This window comes from Escherichia sp. 93.1518 (assembly GCF_013368915.2).
GTDB lineage: Bacteria > Pseudomonadota > Gammaproteobacteria > Enterobacterales > Enterobacteriaceae > Escherichia > Escherichia ruysiae.
The window spans coordinates 70,348-86,115 of sequence record NZ_JABWMT020000019.1 but is presented as its reverse complement, the minus strand read 5'-3'; the positions used below and the strand labels follow the sequence as shown (position 1 = coordinate 86,115).

Annotated in this window: 15 protein-coding genes and 1 tRNA gene; 11 read left to right on the top strand and 5 right to left on the bottom strand. The window is 52.2% G+C overall.

Annotated elements, in window-relative coordinates; translation table 11 throughout:
• The first annotated feature begins 63 nt into the window (after positions 1-63).
• A tRNA-Trp gene (locus HEN21_RS15100) sits at positions 64-139 on the top strand.
• A 95-nt stretch (positions 140-234) separates the two neighbouring features.
• On the opposite strand, the gene hdfR is transcribed toward HEN21_RS15100, so the two are convergent.
• Complete coding sequence (hdfR, locus tag HEN21_RS15095; protein WP_000379262.1) at positions 235-1,074, bottom strand: HTH-type transcriptional regulator HdfR; 840 nt, start codon at positions 1,072-1,074, stop codon at positions 235-237.
• A gap of 118 nt (positions 1,075-1,192) precedes the next feature.
• On the opposite strand from hdfR, the gene maoP reads away from it, so the two are divergent.
• Positions 1,193-1,531 carry a macrodomain Ori organization protein MaoP gene (gene maoP, locus HEN21_RS15090; protein WP_000841001.1) on the top strand — a complete coding sequence of 113 codons (339 nt, stop codon included), beginning with the start codon at positions 1,193-1,195 and terminating at the stop codon, positions 1,529-1,531.
• 24 nt (positions 1,532-1,555) lie between these two features.
• On the opposite strand, the gene HEN21_RS15085 is transcribed toward maoP, so the two are convergent.
• Entirely contained in the window at positions 1,556-3,076 is a 1,521-nt protein-coding gene (locus tag HEN21_RS15085) for a YifB family Mg chelatase-like AAA ATPase (protein ID WP_176252086.1), read from the bottom strand.
• 350 nt (positions 3,077-3,426) lie between these two features.
• Between HEN21_RS15085 and ilvL the strand changes: the two genes are divergently transcribed.
• From ilvL to ilvA, 7 genes are all read left to right on the top strand, one after another.
• Positions 3,427-3,525, top strand: coding sequence for an ilv operon leader peptide (gene ilvL / locus HEN21_RS15080; RefSeq protein ID WP_001311244.1), 99 nt, complete (start codon positions 3,427-3,429; stop codon positions 3,523-3,525).
• Between the two features lie 86 nt (positions 3,526-3,611).
• Positions 3,612-3,662, top strand: coding sequence for a peptide IlvX (gene ilvX, locus HEN21_RS15075; RefSeq protein WP_001387183.1), 51 nt, complete (start codon positions 3,612-3,614; stop codon positions 3,660-3,662).
• 2 nt (positions 3,663-3,664) lie between these two features.
• Positions 3,665-5,311: an acetolactate synthase 2 catalytic subunit gene (gene ilvG / locus HEN21_RS15070; RefSeq protein ID WP_176252085.1), complete on the top strand. Its 1,647-nt coding sequence runs from the start codon at positions 3,665-3,667 to the stop codon at positions 5,309-5,311.
• Complete coding sequence (ilvM, locus tag HEN21_RS15065; protein WP_000983255.1) at positions 5,308-5,571, top strand: acetolactate synthase 2 small subunit; 264 nt, start codon at positions 5,308-5,310, stop codon at positions 5,569-5,571. The genes ilvG and ilvM overlap by 4 nt, the downstream gene beginning before the upstream one ends.
• Before the next feature lie 19 nt (positions 5,572-5,590).
• A complete protein-coding gene (gene ilvE, locus HEN21_RS15060) occupies positions 5,591-6,520 on the top strand; it encodes a branched-chain-amino-acid transaminase (RefSeq protein ID WP_000208524.1) in 930 nt (309 codons plus the stop codon).
• A 64-nt stretch (positions 6,521-6,584) separates the two neighbouring features.
• The gene (ilvD, locus tag HEN21_RS15055; protein ID WP_001127416.1) at positions 6,585-8,435 is read left to right on the top strand and encodes a dihydroxy-acid dehydratase; all 1,851 of its coding nucleotides are present in this window, start codon (positions 6,585-6,587) and stop codon (positions 8,433-8,435) included.
• 2 nt (positions 8,436-8,437) lie between these two features.
• Positions 8,438-9,982 carry a threonine ammonia-lyase, biosynthetic gene (ilvA, locus tag HEN21_RS15050; protein ID WP_000785603.1) on the top strand — a complete coding sequence of 515 codons (1,545 nt, stop codon included), beginning with the start codon at positions 8,438-8,440 and terminating at the stop codon, positions 9,980-9,982.
• On the opposite strand, the gene ilvY is transcribed toward ilvA, so the two are convergent.
• Positions 9,979-10,869, bottom strand: a complete 891-nt coding sequence (ilvY, locus tag HEN21_RS15045) for an HTH-type transcriptional activator IlvY (protein WP_016158849.1) — start codon at positions 10,867-10,869, stop codon at positions 9,979-9,981. The genes ilvA and ilvY overlap by 4 nt on opposite strands.
• Positions 10,870-11,020: 151 nt before the next feature.
• On the opposite strand from ilvY, the gene ilvC reads away from it, so the two are divergent.
• Positions 11,021-12,496 carry a ketol-acid reductoisomerase gene (gene ilvC, locus HEN21_RS15040; protein WP_000024944.1) on the top strand — a complete coding sequence of 492 codons (1,476 nt, stop codon included), beginning with the start codon at positions 11,021-11,023 and terminating at the stop codon, positions 12,494-12,496.
• A 74-nt stretch (positions 12,497-12,570) separates the two neighbouring features.
• Here the strand turns inward: ilvC and ppiC are convergent, their stop codons facing one another.
• A complete protein-coding gene (gene ppiC / locus HEN21_RS15035) occupies positions 12,571-12,852 on the bottom strand; it encodes a peptidylprolyl isomerase PpiC (protein WP_001140258.1) in 282 nt (93 codons plus the stop codon).
• Between the two features lie 156 nt (positions 12,853-13,008).
• Positions 13,009-13,458, bottom strand: a complete 450-nt coding sequence (locus HEN21_RS15030; RefSeq protein ID WP_000996704.1) for a type II toxin-antitoxin system PemK/MazF family toxin — start codon at positions 13,456-13,458, stop codon at positions 13,009-13,011.
• Between the two features lie 215 nt (positions 13,459-13,673).
• Between HEN21_RS15030 and rep the strand changes: the two genes are divergently transcribed.
• A complete protein-coding gene (rep, locus tag HEN21_RS15025) occupies positions 13,674-15,695 on the top strand; it encodes a DNA helicase Rep (protein WP_001238878.1) in 2,022 nt (673 codons plus the stop codon).
• Positions 15,696-15,768 lie beyond the last annotated feature (73 nt).

Sequence of the window (15,768 nt, the reverse complement as noted above, 5' to 3'; positions counted from 1 at the left end):
GAATACCTGCCTGTCACGCAGGGGGTCGCGGGTTCGAGTCCCGTCCGTTCCGCCACCCTAATTAGGGGCGTAGTTCAATTGGTAGAGCACCGGTCTCCAAAACCGGGTGTTGGGAGTTCGAGTCTCTCCGCCCCTGCCAGAAATCATCCTTAGCGAAAGCTAAGGATTTTTTTTGTCTGAAATAACCCTCTCCGAAGTAAATCCTTCCATCGGCATCCTTGCCGGCCATTTTGATTAATACACATCATCCAGTACGTTAATTTTCAATAGATCGCGAATCAACGCATTTTTATCGCTATTTTGCAGCCATATGGCATAGAGCGGTCGTGAAAGAGTTGTGCTGTCGACAACGGTATGCAGTCCGCCTTTCTTACGTGCCCAACTCACCGGTAGCCATGTGCAACCATTAAGCATCGCAATCTGTTGCTGTGCCAGTTCAGCAGAACTGGTTGTTAGCATTGGAACTTCATCAGCACCGATCAAACCAGCCTCATGTTGTTGAAAATCCGGCCCCCATTCCAGACGGAGATAGTTAAGCTCACCTTTTAGCTTAGAAGGGGCACTGGTATAGAGTGCTAAAGTAAAATGCCCCAGTAACTGACTACTAAATTCATCCATTTTGGGTGCTTCAGTAGTAATAAGAAGATCAAGCTGGCGTTCATGCAACTGTTTTACCAGAGACTGCCGTTGGGCAATTCGCGCTTCGAACTGTAAGCCTGTATGGGCATCCTGATTTTGATACAAGCGTCCCAGCCACTGATTAAGCATACATTCCCACAACGAGGCGCTGGCACCGATAGAAAACTCATTATGTCGTGAGGTATGCGCTACCTCCTTACGAGCGGTCTGCCAGGTGCTCATGAGTGTTTCTGCATAAGGCAAAAGCTTTTCACCGGCTGCGGTTAAACGGATATTGTTTCTGTGACGGGTGAAAAGATTCACACCCAGCTGATTTTCTAGTTGTCTGATCCGAAAGCTCACTGCTGACTGGGTCAGATAGAGCGATTCAGCCGCTCGGCCAAAGTGACGCGTTCGGCTAACTTCCAGGAAAGTTTTTAACAATTCCGTATCCACAGTGCTCTCCGCAAAATTATTTGTCGTTATGATTTAAATGTTTTGTTTTACACTCTGTCAAGCGTAACTAATACTCCGCGCCATAACTAGCTCGGTCAAAGAATTAGGAGCGTGCAGGATGGCGGAAAGCTTTACGACGACTAATCGATATTTCGACAATAAACATTATCCACGTGGATTCTCTCGTCATGGTGATTTCACCATCAAAGAGGCACAACTGCTTGAACGTCATGGTTATGCCTTCAATGAGCTGGATCTCGGCAAACGCGAGCCGGTTACCGAGGAAGAGAAACTCTTCGTAGCAGTATGCCGTGGCGAACGTGAGCCAGTGACAGAAGCAGAACGCGTGTGGTCCAAGTATATGACGCGTATCAAGCGTCCAAAACGTTTTCACACTCTTTCCGGCGGTAAACCGCAGGTCGAAGGTGCTGAAGACTACACCGATTCCGACGATTAATAAAAAGGGCGAAATGCCCTTTTTTTACGTCAGCAGCTTTTGCAAATGGATGAGCAAACGGTCGATAGCCCGATAACTTACAGCCTCTTGTAAATGCTGACGTGTGATGGCGTCAGACTGATCAATATCAGCTATGGTTCTTGATACTTTCAGTAACCGCTGCCAGGCACGAATCGATAACCCCAGATGGATTAGCGTTTCTTCCAGCCACTGTGCGTCCTCGCTCTCAAGCTTGCAAAATTGTCGTATTTCCGGACTATCCAGCCAGGCATTCAGTTTATTCTGCCGCTTAAATTGGCGCTCTCTGGCGGCCATTACACGTTGTTTAACGGTGGCGCTGCTTTCCCCCTGAATGACCGCTTTGCTCAAAATACCGGGTGGCGGTAGCGGGATCTCCAGTGAGAGGTCAAAGCGGTCAAGAAAGGGACCGGAGAGTCGGTTGAGATAGCGCAGCGTTTGTTCCGGCGTGCAGCGGTTATGGTTCCCTTGATAATGTCCTGTTGGGCTGGGATTCATCGCCGCAACAAGCTGGAAACGGGCTGGATAGGTTATTTTTGCTCGTGTGCGTGAAAGATGGATTTGCCCTGACTCTATGGGTTCCCGCAAGGCATCCAGTGTACGCCGTTCAAATTCAGGTAGTTCATCAAGAAAAAGTACGCCGTTATGCGCCAGCGAAATTTCACCAGGCCCGGGAATTGCACCACCGCCCACCATCGCTGTTAACGACGCACTGTGGTGCGGTGAACGGAACGGGCGCTGCCGCCATTGTTTTTGCACTGATTCGGCATTTACCAGACTTAATATCGCGGCACTCTCCAGTGCCTCTTCATTGCTTAAATCTGGCAACAGGTCATTAATACGGCTGGCGAGCATTGTTTTACCTGTTCCCGGCGGCCCAATCAGTAAAAGGTTGTGTCCGCCAGCAGCAGTAATTTCCAGTCCTCGCTTTCCTTGCTCCTGACCCACAACATCACTGAGATCATGTTGTAATACACTGGATACGGCATCAGTTGATTTAGGACGTTCGAGAGAATGTTTACCTTCCAGAAACGCACAGACAGTTTGTAGATGATCAGCTATCAGACACCCTTCACCGTTAATTAGCCCCACTTCAGCTTCGTTGTCTTTCGCGACGATAATCTTTCTGCCTGACTTAATGGCTTCAGTTGCGCTGGATATTGCGCCTGGAACACCACGCAGAGCGCCCGTAAGCGCCAGTTCGCCCACTAATTCATATTCATCCAACTGATTCGCTGTAAGCTGTTCAGAGGCCGCCAGCAATACAATGGCGATAGGTAAATCATATCGCCCTCCTTCTTTCGGTAGATCGGCAGGAGCAAGGTTAATGGTGATTTTTTTCGCCGGATATTCATATCCGCTATTGATAATGGCGCTGCGTACGCGATCGCGGGCTTCTTTTACCGTTGTTTCTGGTAAGCCCACCATTGTTAATCCTGGTAGACCTTTACTGATATGTACCTCAACAGTGATCGGGGGAGCGTTTACTCCCAGGGCGGCACGAGTATGAACAATTGACAGTGACATAAGTCCTCCTTAAGCCACCATTATGAACATAAGAGATCCCTGCTGTAGTCTGCGAAATTGTGTTATTTAGCGGCTGATTCCCGTTTATTTATGCAAAGTAATTTGAGTTGTATTAGTGATGGAATCACTCTCGCAAAAATAAAAAGCACAAAAAATAGTCACTCAAAGAGCGCGAGAATTATACGGAAATTGAATTTTTTTCACTCACAAATTTTCATATAAAAAACAATGGTTTTTATAGAAATTATTATGAGATTCATAAGAATCGGATAAAAAATATCTTGTGCTATTCGCAAAATCTATGGTAACTCTTTAGGCATTCCTTCGAACAAGATGCAAGAAAAGACAAAATGACAGCCCTTCTACGAGTGATTAGCCTGGTCGTGATTAGCGTGGTGGTGATTATTATCCCACCGTGCGGGGCTGCACTTGGACGAGGAAAGGCTTAGAGATCAAGCCTTAACGAACTAAGACCCCCGCACCGAAAGGTCCGGGGGTTTTTTTTGACCTTAAAAACATAATCGAGGAGCAGACAATGAATAACAGCACAAAATTCTGTTTCTCAAGATTCAGGACGGGGAACTAACTATGAATGGCGCACAGTGGGTGGTACATGCTTTGCGGGCACAGGGTGTGAACACCGTTTTCGGTTATCCGGGTGGCGCAATTATGCCTGTTTACGATGCATTGTATGACGGTGGCGTGGAACACTTGCTGTGCCGGCATGAACAGGGCGCGGTAATGGCGGCTATCGGTTATGCCCGTGCTACCGGCAGAACTGGTGTGTGCATCGCCACATCTGGCCCTGGCGCAACCAACCTGATCACTGGTCTGGCAGATGCGCTGTTAGATTCCATCCCTGTCGTTGCGATCACCGGTCAGGTGTCCGCACCGTTCATCGGCACCGACGCATTTCAGGAAGTGGATGTCCTGGGATTGTCGTTAGCCTGTACCAAACACAGCTTCCTGGTACAGTCGCTGGAAGAGTTGCCGCGCATCATGGCCGAAGCGTTTGATGTCGCCAGCTCAGGTCGTCCCGGTCCGGTTCTGGTCGATATCCCTAAAGATATCCAGTTAGCCAGCGGTGATCTGGAACCCTGGTTCACCACCGTTGAAAACGAAGTGACTTTCCCACATGCCGAAGTCGAGCAAGCGCGCCAGATGCTGGCAAAAGCGCAAAAACCGATGCTGTATGTTGGCGGCGGCGTGGGTATGGCGCAGGCGGTTCCTGCTCTGCATGAATTTCTCGCTGCCACAAAAATGCCTGCCACCTGCACGCTGAAAGGGCTGGGCGCAGTCGATGCGGATTATCCGTACTATCTGGGGATGCTGGGGATGCACGGCACCAAAGCGGCGAACTTCGCGGTGCAGGAATGTGACCTGCTGATCGCCGTGGGGGCACGTTTTGATGACCGGGTTACCGGCAAACTTAACACGTTCGCGCCACACGCCAGCGTGATCCATATGGATATCGACCCGGCAGAAATGAACAAGCTGCGTCAGGCGCATGTGGCATTACAAGGCGATTTAAACACGCTGTTGCCTGCGTTACAGCAATCGTTAAATATCGATGAATGGCAGCAATACTGCGCACAAATGCGTAGTGAACATGCCTGGCGTTACGATCATCCTGGAGATGCTATCTACGCGCCGTTGTTGTTAAAAAAACTATCGGATCGTAAACCTGCAGATTGCGTTGTGACCACGGATGTGGGGCAGCACCAGATGTGGGCTGCGCAGCACATCGCCCACACTCGCCCGGAAAATTTCATCACTTCAAGCGGTTTAGGCACTATGGGCTTCGGTTTACCGGCGGCGGTTGGCGCACAAGTCGCGCGACCGAACGATACTGTCGTTTGTATCTCCGGTGACGGTTCTTTCATGATGAATGTGCAAGAGCTGGGCACCGTAAAACGCAAGCAGTTACCGTTGAAAATCGTCTTACTCGATAACCAGCGTTTAGGGATGGTTCGACAATGGCAGCAACTGTTTTTCCAGGAACGATATAGCGAAACCACCCTTACCGATAACCCCGATTTCCTCATGTTAGCCAGCGCCTTCGGCATTCCTGGCCAACACATCACCCGTAAAGACCAGGTTGAAGCGGCACTCGACACCATGCTGAACAGTGATGGGCCATACCTGCTTCATGTCTCAATCGACGAACTTGAGAACGTCTGGCCGCTGGTGCCGCCTGGCGCCAGTAATTCAGAAATGTTGGAGAAATTATCATGATGCAACATCAGGTCAATGTATCGGCTCGCTTCAATCCGGAAACCTTAGAACGTGTTTTACGCGTGGTGCGTCATCGTGGTTTCCACGTCTGCTCAATGAATATGGCTGCCGCCAGCGATGCACAAAATATAAATATTGAATTGACCGTTGCCAGCCCGCGTTCGGTCGACTTACTGTTTAGTCAGTTAAATAAACTGGTAGACGTCGCACACGTTGCTATCTGCCAGAGCACAACCACATCACAACAAATCCGCGCCTGAGCGCAAAAGGAATATAAAAATGACCACGAAGAAAGCTGATTACATTTGGTTCAATGGGGAGATGGTTCGCTGGGAAGATGCGAAGGTGCATGTGATGTCGCACGCGCTGCACTATGGCACCTCGGTTTTTGAAGGCATCCGTTGCTACGATTCGCATAAGGGACCAGTTGTATTCCGTCATCGTGAGCATATGCAACGTCTGCATGACTCCGCCAAAATTTACCGCTTCCCGGTTTCGCAGAGCATTGATGAGCTGATGGAAGCTTGCCGCGAAGTGATCCGTAAAAACAATCTCACCAGCGCCTATATCCGTCCGCTGATCTTCGTAGGTGATGTTGGCATGGGCGTTAACCCACCAGCGGGATACACCACCGACGTAATTATTGCCGCTTTCCCGTGGGGAGCCTATCTGGGCGCGGAAGCCCTGGAACAGGGGATCGACGCGATGGTTTCTTCCTGGAACCGCGCGGCACCAAACACCATTCCAACCGCTGCGAAAGCGGGGGGTAACTACCTCTCTTCCCTGCTGGTTGGCAGCGAAGCGCGCCGCCACGGTTATCAGGAAGGTATCGCGCTGGATGTGAATGGTTACATCTCTGAAGGCGCAGGCGAAAACCTGTTTGAAGTGAAAGACGGCGTGCTGTTCACCCCGCCGTTCACCTCTTCCGCGCTTCCGGGTATTACCCGTGACGCCATCATCAAACTGGCGAAAGAGCTGGGAATTGAAGTGCGTGAGCAGGTGCTGTCGCGTGAATCACTGTATCTGGCGGATGAAGTGTTTATGTCCGGTACGGCGGCTGAAATCACGCCAGTGCGCAGCGTCGACGGTATTCAGGTGGGTGAAGGCCGTTGTGGTCCGGTCACCAAACGCATCCAGCAAGCCTTCTTCGGCCTCTTCACCGGCGAAACCGAAGATAAATGGGGCTGGTTGGATCAGGTTAATCAATAAATACAAAAAATGGGACGGCACGCACCGTCCCATTTACGAGACAGACACTGGGAGTAAATAAAGTATGCCTAAGTACCGTTCCGCCACCACCACTCATGGTCGTAATATGGCGGGTGCTCGTGCGCTGTGGCGCGCCACCGGAATGACCGACGCCGATTTCGGCAAGCCGATTATCGCTGTTGTGAACTCGTTCACTCAATTTGTACCGGGTCACGTCCATCTGCGCGATCTCGGTAAACTGGTCGCTGAACAAATTGAAGCGGCTGGCGGCGTTGCCAAAGAGTTCAACACCATTGCGGTGGATGATGGGATCGCCATGGGCCACGGGGGGATGCTTTATTCACTGCCATCTCGCGAACTGATCGCTGATTCCGTTGAGTATATGGTCAACGCTCACTGCGCCGATGCCATGGTTTGCATCTCTAACTGCGACAAAATCACCCCAGGGATGCTGATGGCCTCTCTGCGCCTGAATATTCCGGTGATCTTTGTTTCCGGCGGCCCGATGGAGGCCGGGAAAACCAAACTATCCGATCAGTTAATCAAGCTTGATCTGGTTGATGCGATGATCCAGGGGGCAGATCCGAAAGTTTCTGACTCCCAGAGCGATCAGGTTGAACGTTCGGCCTGTCCAACCTGTGGTTCCTGCTCCGGGATGTTCACTGCTAACTCGATGAACTGCCTGACCGAAGCTCTGGGTCTGTCGCAGCCAGGCAACGGCTCGCTACTGGCAACCCACGCCGACCGTAAGCAGCTGTTCCTTAATGCCGGTAAACGCATTGTTGAATTAACCAAACGTTACTACGAGCAAAACGACGAAAGCGCACTGCCGCGTAATATCGCCAGTAAAGCGGCGTTTGAAAACGCCATGACGCTGGATATCGCGATGGGCGGCTCTACCAACACGGTTCTTCACCTGCTGGCGGCGGCACAAGAAGCGGAAATCGACTTCACCATGAGTGATATCGACAAACTTTCGCGTAAAGTCCCGCAGTTGTGCAAAGTTGCGCCGAGCACCCCAAAATACCATATGGAAGATGTTCACCGTGCTGGTGGAGTGATCGGTATTCTCGGCGAACTGGATCGCGCAGGGTTACTGAACCGTGATGTGAAAAACGTGCTCGGCCTGACCTTGTCGCAAACGCTGGAACAATACGATGTCATGCTGACTCAAGATGATGCGGTGAAAAATATGTTCCGCGCTGGCCCGGCGGGAATCCGCACTACACAGGCATTCTCGCAGGATTGCCGTTGGGATTCTCTCGATGACGATCGCGCTAACGGCTGCATCCGCTCGCTGGAGCACGCCTACAGCAAAGACGGCGGCCTGGCGGTGCTTTACGGCAACTTCGCGGAAAACGGCTGCATCGTTAAAACGGCGGGCGTCGATGACAGTATTCTCAAATTCACCGGTCCGGCGAAAGTGTACGAAAGCCAGGACGATGCGGTAGAAGCGATTCTTGGCGGTAAAGTTGTCGCTGGCGATGTGGTTGTTATTCGCTACGAAGGCCCGAAAGGCGGCCCTGGGATGCAGGAAATGCTCTACCCAACCAGCTTCCTGAAATCGATGGGTCTTGGCAAAGCCTGTGCACTGATCACCGACGGTCGTTTCTCCGGCGGTACGTCTGGCCTTTCCATCGGTCACGTATCGCCGGAAGCGGCAAGCGGCGGTAGCATTGGCTTGATTGAAGATGGTGACCTGATCGCCATCGACATTCCGAACCGTGGCATTCAGTTGCAGGTAAGCGATGCCGAACTGGCGGCGCGTCGTGAAGCGCAGGAAGCCCGTGGCGACAAAGCCTGGACGCCGAAAAACCGTGAACGTCAGGTCTCCTTTGCTTTGCGCGCTTACGCCAGCCTGGCGACCAGCGCCGACAAAGGTGCGGTGCGCGATAAATCGAAACTGGGGGGTTAATAATGGCTGACTCGCAACCCCTGTCCGGTGCCCCTGAAGGTGCCGAATATTTAAGAGCGGTGCTACGTGCGCCGGTCTATGAAGCGGCACAGGTCACGCCGCTACAGAAAATGGAAAAACTGTCGTCGCGTCTTGATAACGTGATACTGGTGAAGCGCGAAGACCGCCAGCCAGTGCACAGCTTCAAGCTGCGCGGCGCATACGCCATGATGGCAGGTCTGACGGAAGAACAGAAAGCGCACGGTGTGATCACCGCCTCGGCGGGTAACCATGCGCAAGGTGTCGCGTTTTCCTCCGCTCGGTTAGGTGTGAAGGCGCTGATCGTCATGCCAACTGCTACCGCCGACATCAAAGTCGACGCGGTGCGCGGCTTCGGCGGTGAGGTGCTGCTTCACGGCGCGAACTTTGACGAAGCAAAAGCGAAAGCGATTGAATTGTCTCAGCAGCAGGGCTTCACCTGGGTGCCGCCGTTCGATCATCCGATGGTGATCGCCGGGCAGGGCACACTGGCGCTGGAACTGCTCCAGCAGGACGCCCATCTCGACCGCGTATTTGTGCCGGTTGGTGGCGGTGGCCTGGCGGCAGGCGTAGCGGTACTGATCAAACAACTGATGCCGCAAATCAAAGTTATCGCCGTAGAAGCAGAAGATTCTGCCTGTCTGAAAGCGGCGCTGGATGCCGGTCATCCCGTAGATCTGCCGCGCGTGGGGCTGTTTGCTGAAGGTGTTGCGGTAAAACGCATCGGCGATGAGACTTTCCGCCTGTGTCGGGAGTATCTCGACGACATCATCACTGTCGATAGCGATGCCATCTGCGCAGCGATGAAAGATCTGTTCGAAGATGTGCGCGCAGTGGCGGAACCCTCTGGCGCACTGGCTCTGGCGGGAATGAAAAAATATATCGCCCAGCACAACATTCGTGGTGAACGACTGGCGCATATTCTTTCTGGTGCCAACGTGAACTTCCACGGTTTGCGCTACGTCTCGGAACGTTGCGAACTGGGCGAACAGCGTGAAGCGTTGCTGGCAGTAACTATCCCGGAAGAAAAGGGTAGCTTCCTGAAGTTCTGCCAGTTGCTTGGCGGGCGTTCGGTCACCGAGTTCAACTACCGTTTTGCTGATGCGAAAAATGCCTGCATTTTTGTCGGCGTGCGCTTAAGTCGCGGCCTCGAAGAGCGCAAAGAAATTTTGCAGATGCTTAACGACGGCGGCTACAGCGTGGTTGATCTCTCCGACGACGAAATGGCGAAGCTGCATGTGCGTTATATGGTCGGCGGGCGTCCATCGCATCCGTTGCAGGAGCGCCTCTACAGTTTCGAGTTCCCGGAATCGCCGGGGGCGCTGCTGCGCTTCCTCAACACGCTGGGTACGCACTGGAACATCTCGCTGTTCCACTATCGCAGCCACGGTACTGACTACGGGCGCGTACTGGCGGCGTTCGAGCTTGGTGACCATGAACCGGATTTCGAAACCCGGCTGAATGAGCTGGGCTACGATTGCCACGACGAAACTAATAACCCGGCGTTCAGGTTCTTTTTGGCGGGTTAATGGTTCGGTAAAATCTTCCAGAACGCCTCAATCAGCGGCTCATGCAGCCGCTTTTTCTGCGCACAAACGCCCAGCTCAAACGGCGTTTTCTCATCGCTGCGATCAAGAATCATCACGCGGTTACGTACTGGTTCAGGGCTATTATCCAGCACCACTTCTGGCAGCAGCGCCACGCCACAGCCAAGCGCCACCATTGATACCATCGCTTCATGCCCACCAACCGTGGCGTAAATCACCGGGTTACTGATTTTGTTACGTCGAAACCACAACTCAATGCGGCGGCGTACCGGCCCTTGATCGGCCATGATAAACGGCACCGTTGACCAGTCGGGCTTTTCGACTGATACCTGATTACGCACCGGGCAGGGCAGCGCAGGCGCGATCAGCACCACCGCCAGATTCTCCAGCATCGAAAATGCCACCGCACCTGGCAGAGTCTCTGGCTTACCGGCTATCGCCAGATCCGCTTCTCCGGTAACCACTTTTTCCATTGCATCCGCCGCATCACCGGTAGTGAGTTTAATCTCCACCGACGGGTGTTCCGCGCGGAAGCGATCAAGAATCGGTGGAAGATGACTGTAAGCGGCGGTCACCGAGCAGAAGATATGTAATTCTCCAGAGAGCGACGGCCCTTGCTGATCGATGGTGTGGCGCAATTGCTGATACTGCAACAGAGTTTGCTGGGCGAAAACGCGCAGCTCTTCGCCCGCTTCCGTCAGCGTTACCGTGCGGTTATCGCGTACAAAAAGCGGTTGGCCGATATCTTCTTCCAGCCGCTGAATCTGTCGTGAGAGCGTGGATGGGCTAACGTGCATCGCCCGTGCGCTACGGCCAAAATGGCGGCTTTCTGCCAGATGTAGAAACATTTTCAGGTCGCGTAAATCCACAGGCTTAACCCTTGGTTATGACGTTGCAGAAATTGCAATGTGACGTTGTGAATATATCAATTTCCGCAATAAATTTCCTGTTGTAATGTGGTGACATTCTCGCTCAACAGCGAACCGAACAATAAGAAGCACAACATCACGAGGAATCACCATGGCTAACTACTTCAATACACTGAATCTGCGCCAGCAGCTGGCACAGTTGGGTAAATGTCGCTTTATGGGGCGCGACGAATTCGCTGACGGCGCGAGCTACCTTCAGGGTAAAAAAGTGGTCATCGTCGGTTGTGGCGCGCAGGGTCTCAACCAGGGTCTGAACATGCGTGATTCTGGTCTGGATATCTCCTATGCCCTGCGAAAAGAAGCGATTGCCGAAAAGCGAGCGTCCTGGCGTAAAGCGACCGAAAACGGTTTTAAAGTAGGCACTTACGAAGAGCTGATCCCGCAGGCGGATCTTGTCGTTAACCTGACGCCAGACAAACAGCACTCCGACGTAGTGCGTTCTGTTCAGCCGCTGATGAAAGATGGCGCGGCGCTGGGTTACTCTCACGGTTTCAATATCGTAGAAGTGGGCGAGCAGATCCGTAAAGACATCACCGTAGTGATGGTTGCGCCGAAATGTCCTGGCACCGAAGTGCGTGAAGAGTACAAACGTGGATTCGGCGTACCGACGCTGATCGCCGTTCACCCGGAAAACGATCCGAAAGGTGAAGGCATGGCGATTGCTAAAGCCTGGGCGGCAGCAACCGGCGGTCATCGTGCCGGCGTTCTGGAATCCTCTTTCGTTGCGGAAGTTAAATCAGACCTGATGGGTGAACAAACTATCCTGTGCGGTATGTTGCAGGCTGGTTCTCTGCTGTGCTTCGACAAGCTGGTAGAAGAAGGCACTGATCCGGCATATGCAGAAAAACTGATTCAGTTCGGTTGGGAAACCATCACCGAAGCCCTGAAACAGGGCGGCATCACCCTGATGATGGACAGGCTCTCTAACCCGGCGAAACTGCGTGCTTATGCGCTGTCAGAACAACTGAAAGAGATCATGGCGCCGCTGTTCCAGAAACATATGGACGACATCATCTCCGGCGAATTCTCCTCCGGCATGATGGCAGACTGGGCCAATGACGATAAGAAACTGCTGACCTGGCGTGAAGAGACCGGCAAAACCGCGTTCGAAACCGCACCGCAGTATGAAGGTAAAATCGGCGAGCAGGAGTACTTCGATAAAGGCGTGCTGATGATCGCGATGGTGAAAGCGGGCGTTGAGCTGGCTTTCGAAACCATGGTTGATTCTGGCATCATCGAAGAGTCGGCTTACTATGAATCACTGCACGAGCTGCCGTTGATTGCCAACACCATCGCCCGTAAGCGACTGTACGAAATGAACGTGGTTATTTCCGATACCGCTGAGTACGGTAACTATCTGTTCTCTTACGCTTGTGTACCGCTGCTGAAACCGTTTATGGCGGAGCTGCAGCCTGGCGATCTGGGTAAAGCTATTCCGGAAGGGGCGGTAGATAACGCGCAACTGCGTGATGTAAATGATGCGATTCGCAGCCATGCGATTGAGCAGGTTGGTAAGAAACTGCGCGGTTATATGACGGATATGAAACGTATTGCTGTTGCGGGTTAAGTGTGCGCTGATGCCCTCTCCCTGTGGGAGAGGGAGAAAACACTCAAGGCCTTCTCCCGGAGAAGGCCTTGCTGTTAGTTACGGTACAGCACCTTAATAATGTGATACCCGAACTGGGTATGCAGCGGGCCAGTCGGCTCCAGCACCGGACAAGAGAAAACCACTTTATCGAACGCCGGAACCATCTGACCCTGGCGGAATTCACCTAAATCACCGCCGCGTTTGCCTGACGGGCAAATGGAGTGTTTCTTCGCCAGCTTGCCGAAATCGGCGCCGTTCTTGATCTGCTCCAGAAGTTCCAGAGCCAGTTTCTCTTCTTTTACAAGGATATGCAGTGCTGCTGCTGTTTTTGCCATGATCGTGCCTTGAATTAAAAAGTGTCAGTCAGGGAGAGGGGCTGGTACATATATGGCAAAAGCCCGGAAAATCCGGGCTTCGCAGGTCCCTCAAGGGGAGTAAACTTAGGGCCTCTATGGGCTACAGAGTCATTATCGAGGATGGTGATTTTATTGTCAATTTATGAGCGATATGGCATTGATTGACTTAATGACCGCCCTCTGTATGTCTGCAACCAATTCATGCGGCAAACATTGATTAAGATACCCTCTATAAGTCCTTGCTCTGTTTAATCGATTTCGACTGACTTGTTGTACCAGGTCGGCTTTGGCCCAACGTATCTGCTGATCAAAGAATTGCAGGTCATTGATAACATTACTGGCTATTTCAACATGCATTCCACGATTTAACTTGTCATGGTCGCGAGTGGTTGATAATGGAACGACGATACATGCATTGCCATTAATTTTTCCATTGAGCACGACAACCAGCCTGTTTTTTATCATCTCAGGTGGAATGCGGCCATCGTAATACGCCGTACTGATCTGTCCATTCTGGCTAACAGGATAGTTACCAAAGTTGCATTCCAGTATTTCACCAACCTTAGGGCTGAAATTAATCGCCACGAGTAAACCTCTCCTTAGTAAACTCTGAAAAATAATAACACAACGTTACGACCCGATATTTTCTAAGTCTAATGGATTCACGATGAATTCCGGTTTCGGTCTTTCCTCTCTGATTTAAACATCAGTCGTTATCCGGTTAGCGGTTTACACTCGGTCACATTCAAATGCGATTCTGCTACAATCCTCCCCCCGTTCGAAGATTGAGCAATACTCCTATGCGTCTAAACCCCGGCCAACAACAAGCTGTCGAATTCGTTACCGGCCCCTGCCTGGTGCTGGCGGGCGCGGGTTCCGGCAAGACTCGTGTTATCACTAATAAAATCGCCCATCTGATCCGTGGCTGCGGTTATCAGGCGCGACATATCGCGGCGGTGACCTTTACCAATAAGGCGGCGCGCGAGATGAAAGAGCGTGTCGGGCAGACGCTGGGGCGCAAAGAGGCGCGTGGGCTGATGATCTCCACTTTCCACACGCTGGGGCTGGATATCATCAAACGCGAGTATGCGGCGTTGGGGATGAAAGCAAACTTTTCGCTGTTTGACGATACCGATCAGCTGGCTTTGCTCAAAGAGCTGACCGAAGGACTGATTGAAGATGACAAAGTTCTGCTGCAACAGCTGATCTCAACCATCTCTAACTGGAAGAATGATCTCAAAACTCCTGCGCAGGCGGCGGCAGAGGCAAAAGGCGAGCGGGATCGCATTTTTGCCCATTGTTATGGGCTGTATGATGCGCACCTGAAAGCGTGCAATGTTCTCGACTTCGACGATCTGATTTTATTGCCGACGTTGCTGCTGCAACGCAATGAGGAAGTACGCGAACGCTGGCAAAACAAGATTCGCTACCTGCTGGTGGATGAGTATCAGGACACCAACACCAGCCAGTATGAACTGGTGAAACTGCTGGTGGGTAGCCGTGCACGCTTTACTGTGGTGGGTGACGATGACCAGTCGATCTACTCCTGGCGCGGTGCCCGTCCGCAAAACCTGGTGCTATTGAGCCAGGATTTCCCAACGTTGAAGGTGATTAAGCTTGAGCAGAATTACCGCTCTTCCGGGCGTATTTTGAAAGCGGCCAACATTCTCATCGCCAATAACCCGCACGTATTTGAAAAGCGTCTGTTCTCCGAACTTGGCTACGGCGCGGAACTAAAAGTTTTAAGCGCGAATAACGAAGAACATGAAGCCGAGCGCGTTACCGGCGAGCTGATTGCGCATCACTTCGTCAACAAAACACAGTACAAAGATTACGCCATTCTCTATCGCGGCAACCATCAGTCGCGGGTGTTTGAAAAATTCCTGATGCAAAACCGCATCCCGTACAAAATATCCGGCGGTACTTCATTCTTCTCCCGCCCTGAAATCAAGGATTTGCTGGCTTATCTGCGTGTACTGACTAATCCGGACGATGATAGTGCGTTCCTGCGTATCGTTAACACGCCGAAGCGAGAGATTGGCCCGGCGACGCTGAAAAAGCTGGGCGAGTGGGCGATGACGCGTAATAAAAGTATGTTTACCGCCAGCTTTGATATGGGGTTGAGTCAGACACTGAGTGGACGTGGTTATGAAGCGTTGACCCGATTTACTCACTGGCTGGCGGAAATCCAGCGACTGGCGGAGCGGGAGCCTATCGCCGCAGTGCGCGATCTGATCCACGGGATGGATTATGAATCCTGGTTATACGAAACGTCACCCAGCCCGAAAGCCGCCGAAATGCGCATGAAGAACGTTAACCAGTTATTTAGCTGGATGACGGAGATGCTGGAAGGTAGCGAACTGGATGAGCCGATGACGCTCACCCAGGTGGTGACGCGCTTTACTCTGCGCGACATGATGGAGCGTGGCGAGAGTGACGAAGAGCTTGATCAGGTGCAACTGATGACTCTGCACGCGTCGAAAGGGCTGGAGTTTCCCTATGTTTACATGGTCGGTATGGAAGAGGGATTTTTGCCGCACCAAAGCAGCATCGACGAGGATAATATCGATGAAGAGCGGCGGCTGGCCTATGTCGGCATCACCCGCGCTCAGAAAGAGTTGACCTTTACGCTGTGTAAAGAACGCCGTCAGTACGGCGAACTGGTGCGCCCGGAGCCAAGCCGCTTCCTGCTGGAGCTGCCGCAGGATGACTTGATTTGGGAACAAGAGCGCAAAGTGGTCAGCGCCGAAGAACGGATGCAGAAAGGGCAAAGCCATCTGGCGAATCTGAAAGCGATGATGGCAGCAAAACGAGGCAAATAGCCATTTGTCTTGCCTGGGGCTGGTTGGATTAGATGGTCACGGCACCGGAAAGCGGAATTATTGCCGGATAAGA